Below are 18,295 nucleotides of genomic sequence, written 5' to 3' on the forward strand. Positions count from 1 at the left end.
GAACAGGTCTGGTAATCGGCCATTGTGCGAGGACACTACGGCCAGCCGGTGTACCTCGACATTGAGGGGAGACTGGGTTCGCCGCTCCGGCCAATATAGCAAACGCGCAAACGCGATTGACCTTACATCAGGCCGACATTCCAGGCACGCGGCAGCATCGACAACCCGTCAACAACGGTGCACGCTTTTTGCTACATGGAGATACCTGTCGCAAGGCGACGGACAGGCGGGCAGGTGCCCGCCGCGTGCGGGCACCTGCCCGGCCGACCCGCAGCGGAGGCGCTATGCGAGCAATTCACGACGCGGCACATACAGTACGTCCGGTACGTCCGGTACGTCCGGTACGTACGGTACGTACGGTACGTACGGTACGTACGGTACGTATTGCAATTCTTGCTGCAATGATTTCACTGCTTGCCGCATGCGGCGGTGGAAGCAGTTCGAGTAGCGGCGGCAGCACGGCTACGCCGCCGGGCGGCGTCAATCTGCAAGTCGTCTCGTTCGGCGACAGCCTGTCGGACGTCGGCACTTATGCGCCGATTGCCAGCGCGGTCGGCGGCGGACGTTTCACGACCAATCCAGGGCAAGTGTGGGATCAGGACGTCGCCCAATACTACGGCGGTTCGCTAAGCGCCGCGTTCACGATCGATATCGGCCATCAGTTGAGCGCGCAAGGCGGTTTCGGCTACGCAGAGGGTGGCTCCACGGTGGCCACGCCGGCGAACATGTACGATTTTCTTTCCGACGTGATCGGCAATGTCGAAATGCCGGTCAATCAGCAGGTTTCGAGCTATCTGAACGCGCACGGAAGCTTCAATTCCAATCAGCTGGTGCTGGTCTGGGCCGGCGCAAACGACGTGCTTCGCGCCGGTTTGCTGCCGGCCGCGGCGCCGACCGTGCAGACCGCGGCATCCACGCTTGCGCAGCTGGTTGGGCAGATCGTTCAGAACGGCGCCACGCATGTGGTGGTGGTCAATGTGCCCAACATCGGCCTGTCGCCTAAAGGCATCGCCTCCTCCGACGGCGGGGCCAATCTGACCCAGTTATCGCAACTTTTCAACGCGGACCTGAACACTGCGTTGCAGACCAACGGCCTGCAAGGCAAGGTCATCCAGATCGACGCCTATACATGGGTCGACCAGATCATCGCAAACTATCAGGCCAACGGCTTCACCGTGGCCAACACCGCGCAAGCCTGCGACCCCACGAAAACACCGGATGACACGGCGTTGCTGTGTTCACCGGCGACCTACGTGGCAGCCAATGCCGACCAGACCTATATGTTCGCCGACGACCTTCATCCGACGACCCATCTGCATGCGCTGTTCGCTCAGTATGTCGAGCAGCAGATCGCCCGGAGCGGGCTGGGGCACTGAGCGATTCCGCACCCTTATTTCAGGCTGCCAGAAAGAAACTGCCCTAAGCGTTCGCTTTTCGGATTGACCAGGATCTCTTGCGGATTACCTTCTTCTTCGATTTTGCCCTTGTGCAGAAAGACCACGTGATTCGATACGTTGCGCGCAAAGCCCATTTCATGCGTGACCACGATCATCGTGCGTCCTTCTTCAGCCAGCGCCTGCATGACTTTCAACACTTCGCCGACCAGCTCCGGGTCGAGTGCGGAAGTGGGCTCGTCAAACAGCATGACTTCGGGCTCCATCGCCAATGCGCGCGCAATGGCCACCCGCTGCTGCTGACCACCTGACAGATGCGACGGATATTTGTTCTCCATGGCGGCCGTGAGGCCCACCTTGGTCAGGTACTTGCGAGCCCGCGTCTGCGCTTCGGCGCGGCTCAAACCCAACACGCTGACCGGCGCCTCGATGATGTTTTCGAGCACGGTCATGTGCGCCCACAAATTGAAGTGCTGAAACACCATCGATAATTTGGCGCGCATTTTCTGCAGTTGCTTGCGATCGCTCACTTGCAATGCGCCCTTTCTGTCACGGCTCGTCTGAATCTCTTCTGCGTCGACAGTGATACGCCCGGAGCAAGGTTGCTCAAGAAAATTTATGCAACGCAAGAAGGTGCTTTTCCCCGAGCCGCTCGACCCGATGATACTGATGACATCGCCGGCCTTTGCCTTGAGCGATACGCCCTTCAGGACCTCGTTGTCACCAAACTTCTTGTGCAGATCGTCGACAATCAGCTTATACATGCTCGATACACTCCATCTTGGCTGCGGGTAGCCTGGCTCAATGCCCTTGCGGCTTCAGAAAAGCGAGCATGCGTGTTTCCATCCGGCGAAACGCCCATACCAGCGTAAACACGATCGCGGCATACAGCAGCGCAGCAATGCCGTATGCCTGGAAAGAAGCGTAGGTTGCGGAGTTGACGTCACGCGTCACTTTCAGAATGTCAGGTACTGTCGCGGTGAAAGCGAGCGTGGTGGCGTGCAACATCAGGATGACTTCGTTGCTGTAGTTGGGCAGCGCTCGCCGCAATGCTGACGGCAGGACGATACGGGTGTAGAGCTTGAATTTCGACATGCCGAAGGCCTGGCCGGCCTCGATCTCGCCATACGGCGTCGCCTTGATCGCGCCTGCAAATATCTCCGTGGCATACGCGCATTCGTTCAGCGTAAACGCGAGCAAGGTGCAATTCATCGCGCTACGGAAGAAGGCGTCGAGCAATGCGTGCGAGTGCACGACCTGGAGGCTGTAGAGGCCGGTATAGCAGAGCAGCAACTGCACGTAGAGCGGTGTGCCGCGAAAAACATAGGTATAGAGCCAGACCGGTCCGGAGATAAAGCGGTTGCGCGACGAGCGGGCAACGGCAAGTGGAACCGCAAGACAGAAACCCAGCCCGATCGAAGCGACGAGCAGCCACAACGTGATGACAAGACCGCTGTAATGATAGCCGTCGGTGTACAGATAGTTTTGCCAGTATTGCCTGACGAGTTCAATCACAGCGCGGCCCTCCGTACGCCCATCGAATAGCGTTTTTCCAGCCAGATCAAAACAAGGTTCGACACGGTGGTGATCGCAAGATAGATCGCCCCTGCTGTCAACGTGAAAAAGAAGAACTGCAAGGTACTCTTGCCTGCGTCCTGAGACGCCTTGACCACGTCGGAGAGACCGATGATCGAAACCAGCGCGGTGGCCTTGACCAGCACCTGCCAGTTGTTGCCGATACCCGGCAGGGCGAAGCGCATCATTTGCGGGAACATGATGCGGCTAAATACGCGCCATGAGCTCATGCCGTAGGCAAAACCTGCTTCGAGTTGCCCTCGCGGAACCGCGAGAAAGGCGCCGCGAAATGTCTCGGTAAAGTAAGCGCCGTAGATAAAACCGAGCGTGATGACACCGGCAACAAACGGGTCGATGTCGATCTGATCGAGACCCAGCGCGTCGGTCAGATTATTGAGCAGGATCTGAATACCGTAGAACAGCAGCAGCATCAGCACGAGGTCGGGAACAGAGCGAATCAGCGTCGTATAAATCGTGCCGATGCGAGACAACACCCGGTTGGGCGACAGTTTCGCCGCGGCGCCGCCCAGGCCCAGCAGGAACGAAGCGGCCAGCGACAACATTGCCAGCTTGATCGTTTCCCACATGCCTGCAAGAAGAAGCGGGCCGAATCCGTGAAAAGACATGCTTAGGTATCCTTCATGGCGAGGCGTTTGATCGCGCAACGCAGTTGCTGCGCGCCACCGGTTTCGGAAACTTGAACAGATAGACGCCGCGCCGCCGCGCGGCGAGTGGATCGTGTCAATCCGGGAGAAAAGCGCTGAGCTGCCGCTCAGCCGCCATAGACGTCGAAGTCGAAGTACTTCTTCTCGAGCTTCTTGTAGGTGCCGTCTTTGATGATGTCGGCGATCGCCTGGTCAATCTTCACCCTCAGGTCGGCGTCTTCCTTGCGCATGCCGATGCCCGCGCCATTACCCAGGACCTTCTCGTCGACGATATCCTTGCCGGCGAACGCAAAGCCTGCGCCGCGCGGCGTCTTCAGGAAACCGATTTCAGCTTCCACCGCATCTTGCAGCGATGCGTCGAGGCGCCCCGAAAGCAGGTCGGTATAGACCTGATCCTGGTTCTGGTACGGCACGACCTTTGCGCCCTTCGGCTCCCAGTAGGTCTTCGCGTAGGTTTCCTGGATCGTGCCCTGTTCGACCCCGATCGTCTTGCCGGCCAGCGATTGCGGCGTGGGCAGCAGCGGCGAGCCCGCCTTCGCGACGAGGCGCGTCGGCGTGTTGAACAGTTTCGACGAGAACGCAACCTGTTCCGCGCGTTGCGGCGTCATCGACATCGAAGACAGCACGCCATCGAATTTTTTCGCCTTCAGCGCGGGAATCATGCCGTCGAAGTCATTTTCAACCCACACGCATCTGGCCTTCAAACGCGCGCAGATTTCGTTGCCAAGGTCGACGTCAAAGCCGACAAGCTTGCCGTCCGGGCCCTTGGACTCAAACGGCGGATAGCTGGCATCCACGCCGAAGCGCACGGTCGACCAGTCTTTCGCATACGCACCGGTTGCAATGGCGGCAAGCGCGAGGCACAGAACAAACTTCTTCATAAACTCTCCAGAGACGGACTTCGAGGCGCTGAACGGTGCAGGGGTGAGCTGTCCCTAAACCGTGGGTTCTACCCGACGATCCTGTATAGACAGGATGGTTTTTGTTCGTGTGTTGCTGCATCACCATATGTTGTATAGACAGCATAGTAGCGAGTCGTCTTTCGACATCGCAACTAGGGTTTGCGCGCATGACGCACGATCTACGCTCGAATTTACGGGAGTTTACAAATACCTGCGATAAGCTGAAGCGGTGCTACCTCTACGTAAGCCGTCTTTGTTGTATATACATTCAGGGTTTGCCATCTCCTCCTCAAGCTGTCTAGACAGCATTATTCTGGTGTCAACTGAACGCGACATAAAGCGCCACGAGGATCATGCAGCTGCCGAACACCCACCCTTGAATCCGCAACGCACGTGCTGATTGAAACCGGCGGAGAATCAGCTGGCCGCCGGCTATCCATGGAAAGTGGCAAGCCACGCACACGACAAGAAAGGCGGCCGTGAGTTGAAAGACCTGCGTCGGCAGCGATTGAGCGGAATCGAGAAACTGGGAAAACATCACCAGAATCATCGAGTGAATCTTGGGGTTGAAGATTACGGATAGAAATCCGTCCCCGGCGCGCAGCCGCACAGCCTCCCCTTCGCCGCTGCTCGACGATCTGGCTGATGAACGGAAAAATCCCCAGGCGAGGTAGAGCAGATAGACGGTACCCGCCCATTTGAGCAGCATCTGGATTTCAGGGTGGCCATGCAAGGCCTTCCCCAAACCCATTCCATAGATGACGCACAGCGCCAGATTCGCCAATTCGAAGCCGGCCCAGAATGGAATCGAACCCGCCACGCCATAGCGGCCGCCGGCGGTCGCGAGAACTGTGTTGCCAGGCCCGGGGCTCACCACCATGGGTACGGTGTAGCCAAAAAACAGGATCCAGATGTTCCATGAAATCATGAATAAACCTTATGTCGGCAAACCGTTGGGAACAGCGCGCCCGTCCAGGACGTGTGTGATTAGAAGCGACTTCCTCCCGGGTCACAAACGGGTTATCTTCATGCTCTCGATAAGATGAAGTAATCGACCAATCCATGCGACGCCTGCCCCCGCTCGGTGCGCTGCGGGCCTTCGAGGCCGCGGCGAAGCATCTGAGTTTTACCCGTGCTGCCGCCGAACTTTGTGTGACGCAGGCGGCCATCAGTCATCAGATCCGTCAACTCGAGGCGTGGCTGGGCGTGCGCCTTTTCGAGCGCCGAGGACATGCGCTGAAGCTCACCGCCAAAGGTGAAACCTATCTTCCGGAACTGGCAGGTGCGCTCGATCGCATCGCGGCGGCAACCGTGCGCCTCATGGAACCCGATGAGCGGCCGTTGCGCATTACCGTGCTGCCGTCGTTCGCTTCGCGATGGCTGGTGCCGCGTCTTGAAACATTCCGTGCTTTGCACCCGGCCATCGACGTACGTCTCGATAGTTCGGCGGACGTCTGGCCGTTTGCCACCGAACGCTTCGATCTAGGCATTCGCTCAGGACTCGGAAAATGGACAGGTCTGAGGGCCGACCTGATCGCGCGGGAAACGCTGAGTCCGGTCTGCAGTCCGAAGCTCGCTGATGGGCCGCCGGCCATTCGGGTTCCGGCTGACCTGCGCCACGTCCGTTTGCTGCACGACACACCGAGACAGGCATGGCAACACTGGTGTGACGAGGCCGGGGTGCATGGGCTCGACATGGAGACAGGCGCTTCGTTTAACGACGCCAGCCTCGCATTGCAAGCCGCAGTGGATGGACAGGGGGTTGCGTTAGGCCGCCTCATGCTCGCTCAGGACGAGCTTCGCAGTGGCCGCCTGGTACAGCCTTTCGACATTGTGCTGCCCAACGACTACAGCTACTGGCTGGTTTATCCGCCAGCCGTATTGAACCGCCCAAACGCCGCTGCATTCCGCACGTGGCTGTTGTCGGAAGCATAAGGAGACTGATGTCATGGAGCGCGCTGAATTCCTCGCGGCCACCCGGCAATTGGCAGCGGCCGCTGAGATTCTAGCCAGGGCCGGCCCACAGAATCTGCAGTCCGATGCTTTCCAGATGCTCGCGTTCTTTCGTCAGTACGAGCACACAGGTCCCGCTCTGAATGCGCCCGCGACATCCGACGACGCACTGTTTGCGAGCACCGGCCACGCAGCACTCACCATGGCTGGACGCAACGAGTTTGCCGCCTCACACGCGCTTCTCAAGCAGGCCCAAGCGCTCTTATCTGCTGTGTGAAAACCGTTTACACCGGCGTTGCGAGCAAAACGGAAAAAGCGCTCGCATGAGCGCTCCGAGGCAACCAGGACCTTATGCGTGCAAACGCCTACGCAGCAGCCGGATCGCTGATGAGATCGCTGCCGTTTTCGAGCCGCCCCGCAAAGCGCCGCAAAAACGCATGCTGCACGTCGACCATGACGCTGAAGTCGTACCAGTTCCCGCTCGATGCCACCGGCCAGCTCGTTTCCGCCGTCGCACCCGCGGCGACCGTGAAGGTCCAAGGGCCGTCGGTTCGATAGGCGTTCGATACCACCGTGAACGTACACGGGCCTGCGCCGCTATTCATCAGCGTCAGATAGACGGCGCTGTTGGCGACGTCGTAGCAGACACGAATCTCCGGATTGGCAGCCGTGGTTCCCACCGTAGCCGCCACGTCGCCGGCAAATAGCCGCAAGAAACCATTCGCGCCGCGCAGTGCGAGGCCATATTGCGTGCCGGTCAACGCCGAAGCGCTCCACGAGTCCGTCAGTTGCATGCCGGTATCGACCGCATAGCGGCGCGGCGGATTCGCCGGTGTCGCGATGTCGTACGCCGAGAACGCCGCACCTTGTGCGCCACCGTTCGCGACGATCAACCACAGCGCCGCCGTCGACGGATCGACGCGCGCGCTCGCATGGAACTCATACGGCAATGCCTTCGAGGGACGGGTACCCGGTTCCTGTTTCGGCATCGACTGGGTGGACGGAATCGTCGGCGCGGGCAAGGTGCTGCATTGCAGATTCGCCGCGGCGACGTAGCCACTGGTGTCCGGCAGCGACGGCCATACCGTGTCGGGACTGCCGAAGTTGAACGCAGCGGTCAGATCGCCGCATACCGCGCGACGCCATGTACTGATGTTCGGGCAATGCACGCCAAAACGCTTCTCGATGAATTGAATCACCGACGTGTGATCGAACACCTGTGAACACACGTAGCCGCCTTTGCTCCACGGCGAAATCACCGTCATCGGCACGCGAAAGCCGAGACCGATCGGCTGGCCGCCGTAGACTTCGCCGGTGGTCGTCATGGTGGTCTTGCCTTCGCTTGCGGAGCCGGGCGGTGTTGGCGGTGGATCGTGATCGAAGAAGCCGCCCTGTTCGTCGTAGTTCAGCAGGAACACCGTTTTCGACCAGACGTCCGGCGTCGCGACGAGTCCGGCCAGCAGACGCGCGGTCAGATCCTCGCCGTACGAGGGGCGATAGTTCGCATGTTCCGACAGCGCCGCCGGCGCAACGATCCACGACACCTGCGGCAAGGTGCCCGCGGCGACATCGGCGGCGAATGCCTGCGCGATGTCGGGGACGGTCGCGAGGCCTTTCCTGTAGAGGTTGCTGCCGGCCGGCGCGGTCTTGAAGCTTTGAAACCACGCGAGCGCGTTGTCGTCGAAGTTGTCGGTCTGTTGATAGACTTTCCAGCTGATGTTCGCGGCTTCGAGCGTCTCGGCTAATGTGGGCCAGTTGAAACCCGGTGTGGGCTCCGTATTGTCGAGCGTCGGCGGCTGACCGACCGACAAGCCGTTACTGCCGCTAAACAGATGCAGACGATTCGGATTGGTCGCCGTAAACACCGAGCAATGGTACTGGTCGCAGATCGTGAACGCGTCAGCGAGCGAATAGTAGAAGTTCAGATCGGTGCGCGTGAAGTAGCTCATGCCGAGCCCCGGCGCGCGTGCCGTGTTCCACGCATTGTAGAGACCGTTATTCCACATCGCGATGTCAGTCGGGTAGCTCATCGCCGGCGCGTCGGCACACATGGCGCTGGTAGTCGTCGAGTCCATGTGGAAGGGCAGAATATAGCCGTCCGGATTGCCGGGGTATGGCTGTTTCCACACCGCGTTACCGTTGGGCAGCGTGATTGCCATCCGGTCGTTGAAACCCCGCACGCCGCGCAGCGTGCCGTAGTAATGATCGAACGCGCGGTTTTCCTGCATGAACACGACAATGTGCTGGATGTCGTTGATCGTGCCGGTGGTGTTGTTGGCGGGTGTCGCCAGTGCGTCGCGGATCAGCGCAGGCATCATCGAAGCAGCCGCCGATGCGCCGACTGAACCGGCCGCGAGACGCAGGAACTGACGTCTTTGATTCGAAATTTTCATCAGGTCACCTTGGAGAAATCAGAGCGCGCGCAATGCGCTGGCAGGCAATGAGCAGGCGTTGCGCGCGGGGTGTTCATCGGGTGCTTTAAGTTGTCGCCTTGGCGTGCTTCACGGTGCGCAATGCAGCGTCGATTTCGCTACCGCGGGAGTCGATGCACCCGCGTCGGGCTGACTCGCCGCAGGCGGGGTCGATGCAGTGCTCTTCGGAGCGTCGCCTTTGCCGCCGCCGCACGCGCCCAGCAGCAGCACCATCGCAGCCGCGCCGCAGCACCTGATAAGGGCGGAGCGATCCACCCGTGATTGATATCGGTTCATCGGATCTCCTCGTTCAAGGCAACAGTGAAGCCAGCGATCGCTTCGACGCGAACAGCGAAAGCACCTGCTGCTGCGTGATCACCTTGTTCCACATCGCCAGGTCGTTGTAGGTCATCGTGCCCAACGCACCGTTACCACTTGAGTAGTAGTTGCCGAGCGCATCTTCGTTCAGGCCGATGCTTGAATAGATGCCTGCGATCTTGGCCACGTTCATCCCGGCGAGACTTAGCGGAGCGCTCTGCAAGCCATAGATCGGATCGTCGACGTAAGCCGTCGCGGTAAGCGCAACGGTGTCAACCGTGATCGCCACGTACACCCAGGCATTCTTCGTGAAGGGAAGCGACGTATCTGCGCGGTTGCTGCCGTCGCCGATGTTGAACGCGAACGAGCCGTTTTCCTGCGCGATCACGAAGCCTGGATTGCGGCCTGAATTCCAGTCCTTGTTGCCGATCGCCGGCGAGTCGCCCTGGCTATCATCCGAGTTGAACCAGAAGCCAATCGAGAACTGCGCGTGCGTGCTGACGTCGTCCGCGAGCTTCATGCCGTTCAGGGCGTTGGACGCGCTGTTCAGCGACGCGACTTGCATCGCCTTACCGCTGAAGTTGTCGGCAACCAGCGATTCGGTCGTGGTCGATGCCGGATCGAACTGTTGCAGTGAGACGCTGGGCGTGATCGCATCGGCGAGGCCGGTGTCGAACGAGAAGAAGTGAATCAGGCCACTGGCGAGCGTGCTGTCGAGCATTACCGGCTGCACGTAGCTGATCTGGGCGAGCGACGAAAGCGCTGCGGTGCCAGCAACGAGGGTGTAGTTGAACGTATAGATGCCGTTGGCCGTTTTGCCGAGCTGGCTGTCGACGTAAGACGTCGCGTTGCCGGGCAAGGTCGCGATCAGCGTACCGTCGCGGTACAACTGGTATTGCGCGGGCGCCGTGACCGGCGCCACCCATGACAACGCGAGGCTCGCCTGATCGGCGCCTGGTGTCGAGCTCAGCGCACGCGGCGCACTGCCGCTGAGCAAGGTGGTTCCGTCGATGGCGTAGGTGAGCGGATCAGACGGGATCGCGAACCAGCCGAGTACGGTCGGCGTCACGTCGGCCTGGGTTGCGCCGGTGGCGAGTTGTGCGAGCGTGGGTGCGGCAGCGATAGCGCCGGGCGCGGTGGTTGTCCCGCCCACGGTCAGCGGCTGATTCGACGCAATAAAAGCAGTCTCATTCGAGAGCAGCGGCAAGCCGCTTTCCGTGCCGGTCGAGTCGAGCCCCTGATCGGTCGTGACCATCACCAGCCACTTTTCGTTGACACCAGACTGGCTTTGCCGCGCCGCAATGGCTGTGAGCAACTGGCCGACTTTCTGGTCAGCGGTCGCAAGAGCGTTCGGATAGCCGGCTTGCAGGCCGGAACTGGCTGCGACGGTAGCCGGTCCAGTCAGGTTCGCGAACACCAGATCGGCGCTACCGGTATTAATTGATTTGCTGGCGGCGTCGACCACGCAACTATCGACTCCCGCGCAATCCACCGCTGTATCGACGTACCCAGCGGAGATCGCCGGGGACAACAGAGCATTCAACGTGCTCCAGCTATCGAAGGTGGCCGTTTTCCAGTTGCCCGCCTGTTTGATGCGCTTGAACAGCGTGTCCGCCTGGATCGCCTGGCCAGCGTAATCGCTGCGCACGCCGTGACGGTTGGCCCACGTGCCGGTCAGCACGGTGGCCCAGCCGGGGCCGGCGAGCGTGGCCTGCTGCGTGGTCGTGCCGCTCACGCCACCCGCCAGCGCGGGCACGATGGCAAGCCTGGCGAGATTCGGCGCCGTCTTCTGGGCAATCGCCTGCTGGAGCGCGGTGTACTGCACCCCCGAAATGCCGATCACCAATGCCTTCTGACTGGCGGTGCCGGCCGGTGTACCCGGAACAGCCGGTTGCGCGACGGCCGGTGTTGAAGAACTCCCGACACCACCGCCACATCCTGCCAACCCGAAAGAACACGCCAATGCCGTTAAGACGGCAATCGCACTGCCCCACCTGCGTTGTTTCTGGTCCGTCATCCGTCGCTCCCAGACAGAGCTGACGGGGCACGGTTCCATGCCGGGCGTCAGCGGGTGATTGAAGAGCTACGGACTGTACACAAAGATAATTGCAACACAACGCAACAATACGCAACAAAACAACAACTTCCTTACAACTCCTTATCTGACATATCAGTGTCAAACCGACATGGGAAACGCGCGCGGGAGGCGGGGCAAACCAGATGACCGGCAACGGTCACGGCACGAGGCTCGCCGCTGGGCCACAACTACATCGCTGACGCAACTTCGCGCAACGGCGAGTGACCGGGAGGCGAGCGGCGCAATGCCCACGCATCGCTCGCGGCCACAATCGCGCCCTGCAAGGCGGCACCGTGACCGAAAGCGGCAATCGCCACTTCTGGCGGATAAGGCACGGCTCGCGCCAGCAGCGAACGCATACCGTCAGGAATGCCTGGGATACGCGCCATTCCGCCGCCGATCACGATCCGCGACGGGTCCAGCATCAGCGTCAGATTGACGACGTGCCTCGCGAGGCACGCGAATGCGTCCTTGATCAGCGCCGCCACGTTGGGCAACGAGTCCTGCAACGCGAACGCCTCGTGCGTACTGACGTTTCGTCCTAGCAGAATGCTCACGCGATCGGCAATCGCACGGCCGGAAACGAAGTCTTCCAGCGACGCGCCGCCATCGGCGAACAGCACTTCGTCCGAAACGCCACGCAACTGGTAGCCGATCTCGCCCGACGCGCCATTCGCGCCACGCAGCACTTTTCCATCGATCACCGCAGCCGCTGCCAATCCCGTCCCCAGGTTCAGATACAGGCCGCAATCGACGCCGGCAAGCGCACCGCAGCGCGCCTCCGCCAGTGCAGCGGCTTTGACGTCGGTTTCGACGGTGACGCACTGGGCAGCGAAGCCCGCGCGCAGCACATCGTGGAGTGCAAGCTGGTCCCAACCGGGATTGTTCGGCGCGAGCCGGATGCCGTCGGGTTCGATGATGCCGGGGGTAACCGCGGCCACCGCCAGAAACCGCCGTTCCACGCCGGCAAGCGTCTTCGCAATCAGCGCCCTCGCTGCTTCGAACATGCGCCGCATGACGGCCTCCGCGCCCTGCTCCGCCAGGGTCGGAATTTCCGTTTCATGAAGACGCTGCCCTGCTGGCGTGGTGGTCGCCATGGCAATCTTGGTGCCACCGAAATCGATGGCCAGCAGGAATCCGTTTGGATCATCATCAACATCAACATCAGCGCCGGTGCGCTGAATTTCAGTCAGGTCTTTAACGTGCATGCGCTTCGCTATTCACTGTTGCAATGTTGTCCGCCTGGCGTTCGAGATACACCTCGCGGATGGGCTTCGGGCCAAACGGCCATTGCCGCGCGACACGCGCCCAGATCAGGAACGCGATCAGCCCAAGGATGAGCCAGCCGGTCGACATCAACTGGGATTGACGGTCGGTTGCATAGAAAACATAGAGCCAACCCACCAGCGCAACGAGGCTCGGCACTGGATAGAGCCACTGCCGATACGGGCGATGCAAGTTCGGCTGACGGCGGCGCAGCACGGTCAACGCCGCGATCTGCGCCACCGACTGCAGCAGCACCGCGACGGCGACCAGCATGTTGATCACGGCCGTCAGATCGAAAAACGTTCCGGCCGCAGTGACCACACCCATCACCAGCAAAGCGATATGCGGAAAGTTGTGCCTGGGATGCAGCTTGCCGAATGCGGCCAGAAACACTCCGTCGCGAGCCGCATAGAAAGGCACGCGTGAGCCGCCGAGCAGTCCTGCAAAAACTGAAGCAAGCGCCGCCACCAGGATCAGAACGGTGACAATCGCCGCTGCGGCATGCCCCCAGTTGCGCGACACGACGAGCGATGCGACCGAGGTCGACTTGGCCACTTCCTGCCATGGCACCGTGCCGATCACGCCGACATTCATGGCGAGGTAAAGGACCATCATGGCGATGATCGAAACGATGATCGAGCGCGGCATGACGCGGCCGGGATTCTTCAGTTCATCGCCCATGTACGCCGTCGTGTTGTAGCCGGCGTAGTCGTAGATGGCGATGATCAGGCCCGCACCGAGGCCCATGAAGAACTTGCCGGGATCGCCCGCATCGGGCGGCAGCGTCGTTGCAAGGCTCAGATGGAAGTTCGAGTACGCGGCGGCAATGGTCAGCCCGACCGCCAGCATCATGATGATCCACAGCACCGTGCTCAACGCGCGAATCGATTCGATCCGCCGATACAGCGCGAGGACCACCAGCGCGGTCGCCACGACGCCGATCGCGTGCGTCTGCCACGCCGGAAGATTCGGCAGGAAGAACCCCAGGTACTGAACAAAGCCGATGATGCCCGTGCTCATGATGAGCGGAATGGACAGCATCGCGGTCCAGACGAACAGAAAAGGCATCAGCTTGCCGGTGCGGTACTGGAACGCTTCACGTACGTAGAGATAGGTGCCGCCCGCGCCAGGCATCGCCGCGCCGAGTTCCGCCCAGACCAGGCCGTCCGCCATGGCCAGCACCGCGCCGAAAATCCAGCCGATGACGGCAAGCGGCCCATTCATCACGGCCACGATCGCCGGGATGGTCAGGAATGGGCCGACGCCGCAGATCTGGATCATGTTCACCGCGGTCGCCGAAAACAGGCCGACGGAGCGGTGGAAATGCGGCGCATCGGTCACCGGCCGCTCGGCCGCCCCAGCCAGCGCGGTTGAGGACGGCTCCTGCCAGGCAGAATCGCTCATGTATGTCTCCTTGCGGCGTGCGCCGCGTTGATAGTCAGATGCTCCGGGGGTCCATCCGTTTTTTTGCGAATGATAGGAAACTTTCTTTACTAATGCAATCGCATCAAAAATGTTTTCGACCCGCATCGACGGCGAGCGGCTTGCCCAGCCGGACAGTCGTTGATAGGATCGGCCATCCCGAAACCAGACGCCCCATGCACGCGCATCGAAAGAACAGCAGGCCGACAGTCACCGTCACCCGAGGTCCCGCGTTCGTCCGCCAGGGCAACGAATGGGCCATCTATCAGCATCTGTTGTCGCTGGCCCCCGCCTCCAGTCCGCAATTAGCGGAGAGCACCGGGCTGTCCAAGGTGACGGTCACGGCCGCGCTCGGCAATCTCGAGAGGCTGGGGCTCGTCGAGCAGACGGGCGTGCGCGGCGGCAGCGCGGGACGTTCGCCGCGTCTTTACGCGCCGCGCGCGCGAGCGGGTTTCGTGGTCGCGATCGACGTCGGCGCCAAATGGATCCGGGGCGCGGTCGCCGATCTGACCGGGGCGGTAGTGGCCCGGCTCGACAAACGCACCCCTGCCCGCGTGGAACGGCTGGTCGCCCGAATCGTCGAGTTGGTCGGCGCGATGCTTGAAGAGCAGCACATTTCGAAGAGCGAGGTTCTCGCGACCATACTCGGCTCGCCAGGTGTGCTGGATGCGGAAAGCGACCGGCTGCGTCTCGCGCCGAACCTGCCGGATCTGGAGCGCGTGGGGTTGATTCCATCGCTGCGGGAAGCGCTCGACGCCGACCTGCTGGTTGAGAACGACATCAACCTGGCGACACTGGGCGAACAGCAGCACGGCTTGGGGCGCGGCGTCGACAACTTCGTTTTTATGTGGGTCGGCACGGGCGTCGGGCTGGGGATCATCGCCGATGGCAGGCTGCATCGCGGCGCCCACGGTTTTGCCGGCGAGATCGCCGTGCTGCCCGCGGCGCCGGTGGTGGGCTCGAAGTCCGACGGAATCTATCGTCCAATGTTCGAGGTGTCCGCCGCGGCGAAGGGAATCGTCGCGCATGCGCAGCGGCTCGGCCTTGAGGTGGCCAATGCGGAAGGCGTATTCGTGGCGGCCCACGCCGGCGATCCGCGCGCACTCGACTGCGTGGCGGAAGAAGCACGGCAACTCTCGTGGGGACTCGCGTCGATTATTCCGATTCTCGATCCGAAGCTGGTAGTGCTCGGCGGTGGGATCGGGCGAAGCGGCGCCCTTCTGCTACCGACAATCCGCGCTCACCTCGCCGACTGGCTGCCGATTCCTGTGCCTGAGTTCGCGGTGTCGGCAACCGCGACCGATGCGGTGTTGCTGGGAGCGATTGTGTTAGGCGTCGAGCGCGGGCGGCTCAGGGCTTTTGAGCGGCTGGGGTACGCGACTTCGTAGGATGGCAAGGATTCCAGACTACGAAATATCGGCTAGTGGCACGCTTCAACCGCGCCCATGAGACCGCCAGTCAGCCAGGACTTATGTCCGGCCGCCCTGCCCGGAAAGACCCAAAATCGCCTGCAGCGCGACGACGCGCGTCTGCGCGAACGCCATGCCTTTCCATGCGTCGTTATCGCAATAGAAAACGTCTTTCAGGTCACGGCCGATCTGCTGCGCCTGTTCAGCGGACACGTCCGCATGCCGATGCAGCCAATGGTCCGCGCGTAGCGCATGCAAGACCCGCGACGTCTCATAGGTTCCGAATTCGAGGCCGAGCGTGGTCTTTTCGACCGTCGGGAATCCTTCGTAAACGGTATTCATCAACGGTCCATCGATAACGGCCGACACTGAACGCGGATCGACGATCTGTTTGACATCGGCGCCCCACCAGTTACGCGCTCGCTGCAGTTCAGACGGGTCGTCCCGCATGAAAATTTTCTCGCCGTGACCATGAGCGCCGAGACCGGTATGGATATCCACCCACGCCAAACGGTCGAAGTTGGGCAGGTGCGCGCCGAGCATCGCCTTGATCTCACGCGTGCTCCAGCATCGCGAAGTTCCGCCGTAGAACATGCCGTCAGGCACCTCGTATTGCCCCTTCGTCGCGGTCTCGCGCAACTTGCGTTCGCCATGCTGCCGGATGTAGCCGGCAAGCGCGTCATTATCGGCATCCGTCGGCGGCCACGTCTCGGGCAGGAGCAATGCGTCGAGCTCCGGGTAATCCGGGTTGGCGCCGGTAGCCGTGCTGAAATCAACGCCGTTGCGATTCAGGTCGACGTTGTCTTCATTCACTCTGCGCAGGTGCGCAAATCCATAAGGATTGGCAGCGTGAATGAGAAGCAGCGCGACCGCCCTGTCCCGTAGCTCGGCCAGAAAATCGGTGTCGCTCAGCAAGCCGACCTGACATCCCGATCCGCAAAAGCCTTCCACGCCGTGCGTGCCAGACGTGATGACGAGCACTGAGCGGGCGTTGCCTGGCGAAAGCAGGGCTGAGTCGATCGAAAGCGCCTCGCCATCAGGCCCGAGCCTGGACGGATGGAATACGCGCCCAACAGTGAGATCCAGCGCCTGGGACGCGCCGAGAAATTTTTCTCGCGCTTCGACATAGGTGTCTGAAAAGTAATTCTGTACCGTCATCTCTCGACCTTTAACCGTTGCATGAAAGCGCATGCCGGACACGCCGGCCCCTAACCCATCAGTGATGCGTCTGAGTGTCCGCAAACGGATCGTCTGTCGCCGGCCACAACGGCCTGCCCGCCTTCGTATAGGACCGGGTGGCAAAGTCTCTTTCGAGCGTGCCCGGCGCATCGACGTGAATAATGTCTTTGGCGAGCGGTGCAAAAGCCGCGTGGAAGTGATTCAGGGACTTCACGACAACGATCTTGAAGCGGCTCGGATCGAGTCCTAGCGCGACCATGAATTCAGGGTGGAACACTTGCGTTCGATGCGTGTTCAGAATCAGATTGACGTTGCCGATGCTGACCCATGCCGCGTCGCCGATGCTGATAGGAACGAGGCCGAATCTCTGCGTGATGCCGGACGCGAGCCGGCGCACGGTGACGTCCAGATCCAGCGGCTGGCCCGAAGCGGCGCCGACTTTTCCCCCAATGCGAAGTTTCAGTCTCGCGCCTTCGCCTGCTTCCTGGCAGAAACGGACAGCAACCGGATCCCAGTACAGCGCGCTAATGACATTGTCGATGCCGCGCTCCAGGATTCTTTGCAGAATAAAAGTCGAATCGCCGGGTGCGCCGCCGCCGGCGTTATCGGACACATCGGCCAGAACAACCGGGCCCTCGGCGGCAGCGCACGCGCGATCCAACGCTTCGTCTATCGATCTGAAAACCGGCGTCAGGGCCGCGCGCTGGCTCCAGAGTTCGGCGCCAAGTGCCGCGGCCAGCGTAGCAGCCTTGCCCTGGTCGCCGTCGGCGATCACGAGCATTTTGGCGCCGACGTCCGCGACATCGCCCCACGGGAAACCATGCACGAAAGACACGGAGAGAATGCCATCGGCGCCTTCCATCGCTTTCATTCTTTCGACGAACTCGCGCAGCGGCTGATCCTGGGTCCTGAAGATGCCCAGCATCCGGCAATCGAACATCGCCATTCGGGGCGTGACTTTACCCGTTACGGTATCGGCGACGAGTTCGAAAAGCTGAGCCGCACAAATTTCGATATCGACGTGCGGATACTCCTTGTACGTCACGATCGCCGTCGCCTTGTCGAGCATCAGCGGAGTGAGGTGGGCGTGCAGATCCAGTTCCACCCCAATCGGCAGGTCCGGCCCGACAACCGTCCGGATATGGCTGAGCAGATCGCCTTCAACGTCGTCATAACCGTCGGCCACCATCGCGCCGTGCAGCGCGAGGATAACGAAGTCGACTGTGCCGGCCGCCTTCAGATCGGCCACGATCCTTGCCCGAAACTCTTCATACACGGCGCGGCTGGTAATGCCGCCCGGTTCCGCCACCGCGCAGAGACTTTCAACCGCCGTCCAGCCGCGCGCATCGGCCATCTGTTTCCAGGTTGCAAGCTGGGCTGAGCAGCAGTTCAGTTGGCGCTGCGTCGCGTCGCCATAGGCGAGCAGGAGCTGCTCAAAGCTTTGCCGCCCGGTGGGGATAGGCGAAAAGGTATTGGTTTCGGTGTCGAGCCCAGCCATGAAGAAATTCATTTTGTCTCTTTCGATGATTGTCATCAGGCCGGGGAGTGCCCTGCCAGTGCCTCCTATTGTACAGAACGATAAAAATATTTCCATTTAGGAAAATTCCCCTACCTCAAAGCCCGCCAAGCGCCCGTGGCGCGCGGTAAAACTCGCCGATCGCAACCGGAACAATGCGCTTTCCCAAGTTGTCCAGGACGGCTCAAATACCCATTTTTGAAAATCT

At 61.0% G+C, this 18,295-nt stretch carries 16 protein-coding genes; 4 read left to right on the forward strand and 12 right to left on the reverse strand.

Annotation, left to right across the window (positions count from 1 at the left end):
* Window positions 1-401 precede the first annotated feature (401 nt).
* Window positions 402-1,376: an SGNH/GDSL hydrolase family protein gene (locus GH665_RS33465; RefSeq protein WP_246216535.1), complete on the forward strand. Its 975-nt coding sequence runs from the start codon at window positions 402-404 to the stop codon at window positions 1,374-1,376.
* A gap of 14 nt (window positions 1,377-1,390) precedes the next feature.
* On the opposite strand, the gene GH665_RS33470 is transcribed toward GH665_RS33465, so the two are convergent.
* From GH665_RS33470 to GH665_RS33490, 5 genes are all read right to left on the reverse strand, one after another.
* Window positions 1,391-2,158, reverse strand: a complete 768-nt coding sequence (locus GH665_RS33470) for an ABC transporter ATP-binding protein (RefSeq protein WP_153141381.1) — start codon at window positions 2,156-2,158, stop codon at window positions 1,391-1,393.
* 37 nt (window positions 2,159-2,195) lie between these two features.
* Entirely contained in the window at window positions 2,196-2,909 is a 714-nt protein-coding gene (locus GH665_RS33475; protein ID WP_153141382.1) for an ABC transporter permease, read from the reverse strand.
* Window positions 2,906-3,595 carry an ABC transporter permease gene (locus tag GH665_RS33480; RefSeq protein ID WP_153141383.1) on the reverse strand — a complete coding sequence of 230 codons (690 nt, stop codon included), beginning with the start codon at window positions 3,593-3,595 and terminating at the stop codon, window positions 2,906-2,908. The genes GH665_RS33475 and GH665_RS33480 overlap by 4 nt, the downstream gene beginning before the upstream one ends.
* A gap of 146 nt (window positions 3,596-3,741) precedes the next feature.
* Entirely contained in the window at window positions 3,742-4,515 is a 774-nt protein-coding gene (locus GH665_RS33485; protein WP_153141384.1) for an ABC transporter substrate-binding protein, read from the reverse strand.
* Between the two features lie 340 nt (window positions 4,516-4,855).
* The gene (locus GH665_RS33490) at window positions 4,856-5,464 is read right to left on the reverse strand and encodes a LysE family translocator (RefSeq protein WP_153141385.1); all 609 of its coding nucleotides are present in this window, start codon (window positions 5,462-5,464) and stop codon (window positions 4,856-4,858) included.
* Window positions 5,465-5,598: 134 nt separating this feature from the next.
* Between GH665_RS33490 and GH665_RS33495 the strand changes: the two genes are divergently transcribed.
* Both GH665_RS33495 and GH665_RS33500 read left to right on the forward strand, forming a co-directional pair.
* Window positions 5,599-6,471 (forward strand): transcriptional regulator GcvA, encoded by an 873-nt coding sequence (locus GH665_RS33495; protein WP_153141386.1) that lies wholly within the window; start codon window positions 5,599-5,601, stop codon window positions 6,469-6,471.
* Between the two features lie 13 nt (window positions 6,472-6,484).
* Window positions 6,485-6,766: a hypothetical protein gene (locus GH665_RS33500; RefSeq protein ID WP_246216450.1), complete on the forward strand. Its 282-nt coding sequence runs from the start codon at window positions 6,485-6,487 to the stop codon at window positions 6,764-6,766.
* 88 nt (window positions 6,767-6,854) lie between these two features.
* Here GH665_RS33500 and GH665_RS33505 read toward each other — a convergent pair whose 3' ends face one another.
* The 5 genes from GH665_RS33505 to GH665_RS33525 all read right to left on the reverse strand — a co-directional run bounded on the left by GH665_RS33505 (window position 6,855) and on the right by GH665_RS33525 (window position 13,965).
* Entirely contained in the window at window positions 6,855-8,882 is a 2,028-nt protein-coding gene (locus GH665_RS33505; protein WP_153141387.1) for a phosphocholine-specific phospholipase C, read from the reverse strand.
* Between the two features lie 108 nt (window positions 8,883-8,990).
* Window positions 8,991-9,197, reverse strand: coding sequence for a hypothetical protein (locus GH665_RS33510; RefSeq protein ID WP_153141388.1), 207 nt, complete (start codon window positions 9,195-9,197; stop codon window positions 8,991-8,993).
* 13 nt (window positions 9,198-9,210) lie between these two features.
* On the reverse strand, window positions 9,211-11,235 hold the full coding sequence (locus GH665_RS33515; protein ID WP_167531036.1) for a LamG-like jellyroll fold domain-containing protein: 2,025 nt from the start codon (window positions 11,233-11,235) through the stop codon (window positions 9,211-9,213).
* A gap of 248 nt (window positions 11,236-11,483) precedes the next feature.
* Window positions 11,484-12,503, reverse strand: a complete 1,020-nt coding sequence (locus tag GH665_RS33520; RefSeq protein ID WP_153141390.1) for an ROK family protein — start codon at window positions 12,501-12,503, stop codon at window positions 11,484-11,486.
* Complete coding sequence (locus GH665_RS33525; protein ID WP_153141391.1) at window positions 12,493-13,965, reverse strand: APC family permease; 1,473 nt, start codon at window positions 13,963-13,965, stop codon at window positions 12,493-12,495. The genes GH665_RS33520 and GH665_RS33525 overlap by 11 nt, the downstream gene beginning before the upstream one ends.
* 194 nt (window positions 13,966-14,159) lie before the next feature.
* Between GH665_RS33525 and GH665_RS33530 the strand changes: the two genes are divergently transcribed.
* Window positions 14,160-15,371 carry an ROK family transcriptional regulator gene (locus GH665_RS33530; protein ID WP_167531037.1) on the forward strand — a complete coding sequence of 404 codons (1,212 nt, stop codon included), beginning with the start codon at window positions 14,160-14,162 and terminating at the stop codon, window positions 15,369-15,371.
* 81 nt (window positions 15,372-15,452) lie between these two features.
* Here GH665_RS33530 and GH665_RS33535 read toward each other — a convergent pair whose 3' ends face one another.
* Window positions 15,453-16,550, reverse strand: coding sequence for a M14 family metallopeptidase (locus tag GH665_RS33535; protein ID WP_153141393.1), 1,098 nt, complete (start codon window positions 16,548-16,550; stop codon window positions 15,453-15,455).
* Between the two features lie 58 nt (window positions 16,551-16,608).
* The gene (locus GH665_RS33540) at window positions 16,609-18,081 is read right to left on the reverse strand and encodes a M81 family metallopeptidase (RefSeq protein WP_153141394.1); all 1,473 of its coding nucleotides are present in this window, start codon (window positions 18,079-18,081) and stop codon (window positions 16,609-16,611) included.
* Between the last annotated feature and the right edge of the window lie 214 nt (window positions 18,082-18,295).

Origin of the sequence: Paraburkholderia agricolaris (assembly GCF_009455635.1) — a bacterium.
Taxonomy (GTDB): domain Bacteria; phylum Pseudomonadota; class Gammaproteobacteria; order Burkholderiales; family Burkholderiaceae; genus Paraburkholderia; species Paraburkholderia agricolaris.

Excerpts from the sequence above, each read along its gene's own strand:
- GH665_RS33525 (WP_153141391.1), bottom strand. The coding sequence starts at position 13,965 with ATGAGCGATTCTGCCTGGCAGGAGCCGTCCTCAACCGCGCTGGCTGGG.
- GH665_RS33465 (WP_246216535.1), top strand. The coding sequence starts at position 402 with ATGATTTCACTGCTTGCCGCATGCGGCGGTGGAAGCAGTTCGAGTAGC.
- GH665_RS33535 (WP_153141393.1), bottom strand. The coding sequence starts at position 16,550 with ATGACGGTACAGAATTACTTTTCAGACACCTATGTCGAAGCGCGAGAA.
- GH665_RS33490 (WP_153141385.1), bottom strand. The coding sequence starts at position 5,464 with ATGATTTCATGGAACATCTGGATCCTGTTTTTTGGCTACACCGTACCC.
- GH665_RS33520 (WP_153141390.1), bottom strand. The coding sequence starts at position 12,503 with ATGCACGTTAAAGACCTGACTGAAATTCAGCGCACCGGCGCTGATGTT.
- GH665_RS33515 (WP_167531036.1), bottom strand. The coding sequence starts at position 11,235 with ATGACGGACCAGAAACAACGCAGGTGGGGCAGTGCGATTGCCGTCTTA.
- GH665_RS33540 (WP_153141394.1), bottom strand. The coding sequence starts at position 18,081 with ATGAATTTCTTCATGGCTGGGCTCGACACCGAAACCAATACCTTTTCG.
- GH665_RS33500 (WP_246216450.1), top strand. The coding sequence starts at position 6,485 with ATGGAGCGCGCTGAATTCCTCGCGGCCACCCGGCAATTGGCAGCGGCC.
- GH665_RS33495 (WP_153141386.1), top strand. The coding sequence starts at position 5,599 with ATGCGACGCCTGCCCCCGCTCGGTGCGCTGCGGGCCTTCGAGGCCGCG.
- GH665_RS33470 (WP_153141381.1), bottom strand. The coding sequence starts at position 2,158 with ATGTATAAGCTGATTGTCGACGATCTGCACAAGAAGTTTGGTGACAAC.
- GH665_RS33530 (WP_167531037.1), top strand. The coding sequence starts at position 14,160 with ATGCACGCGCATCGAAAGAACAGCAGGCCGACAGTCACCGTCACCCGA.
- GH665_RS33485 (WP_153141384.1), bottom strand. The coding sequence starts at position 4,515 with ATGAAGAAGTTTGTTCTGTGCCTCGCGCTTGCCGCCATTGCAACCGGT.
- GH665_RS33480 (WP_153141383.1), bottom strand. The coding sequence starts at position 3,595 with ATGTCTTTTCACGGATTCGGCCCGCTTCTTCTTGCAGGCATGTGGGAA.
- GH665_RS33510 (WP_153141388.1), bottom strand. The coding sequence starts at position 9,197 with ATGAACCGATATCAATCACGGGTGGATCGCTCCGCCCTTATCAGGTGC.
- GH665_RS33505 (WP_153141387.1), bottom strand. The coding sequence starts at position 8,882 with ATGAAAATTTCGAATCAAAGACGTCAGTTCCTGCGTCTCGCGGCCGGT.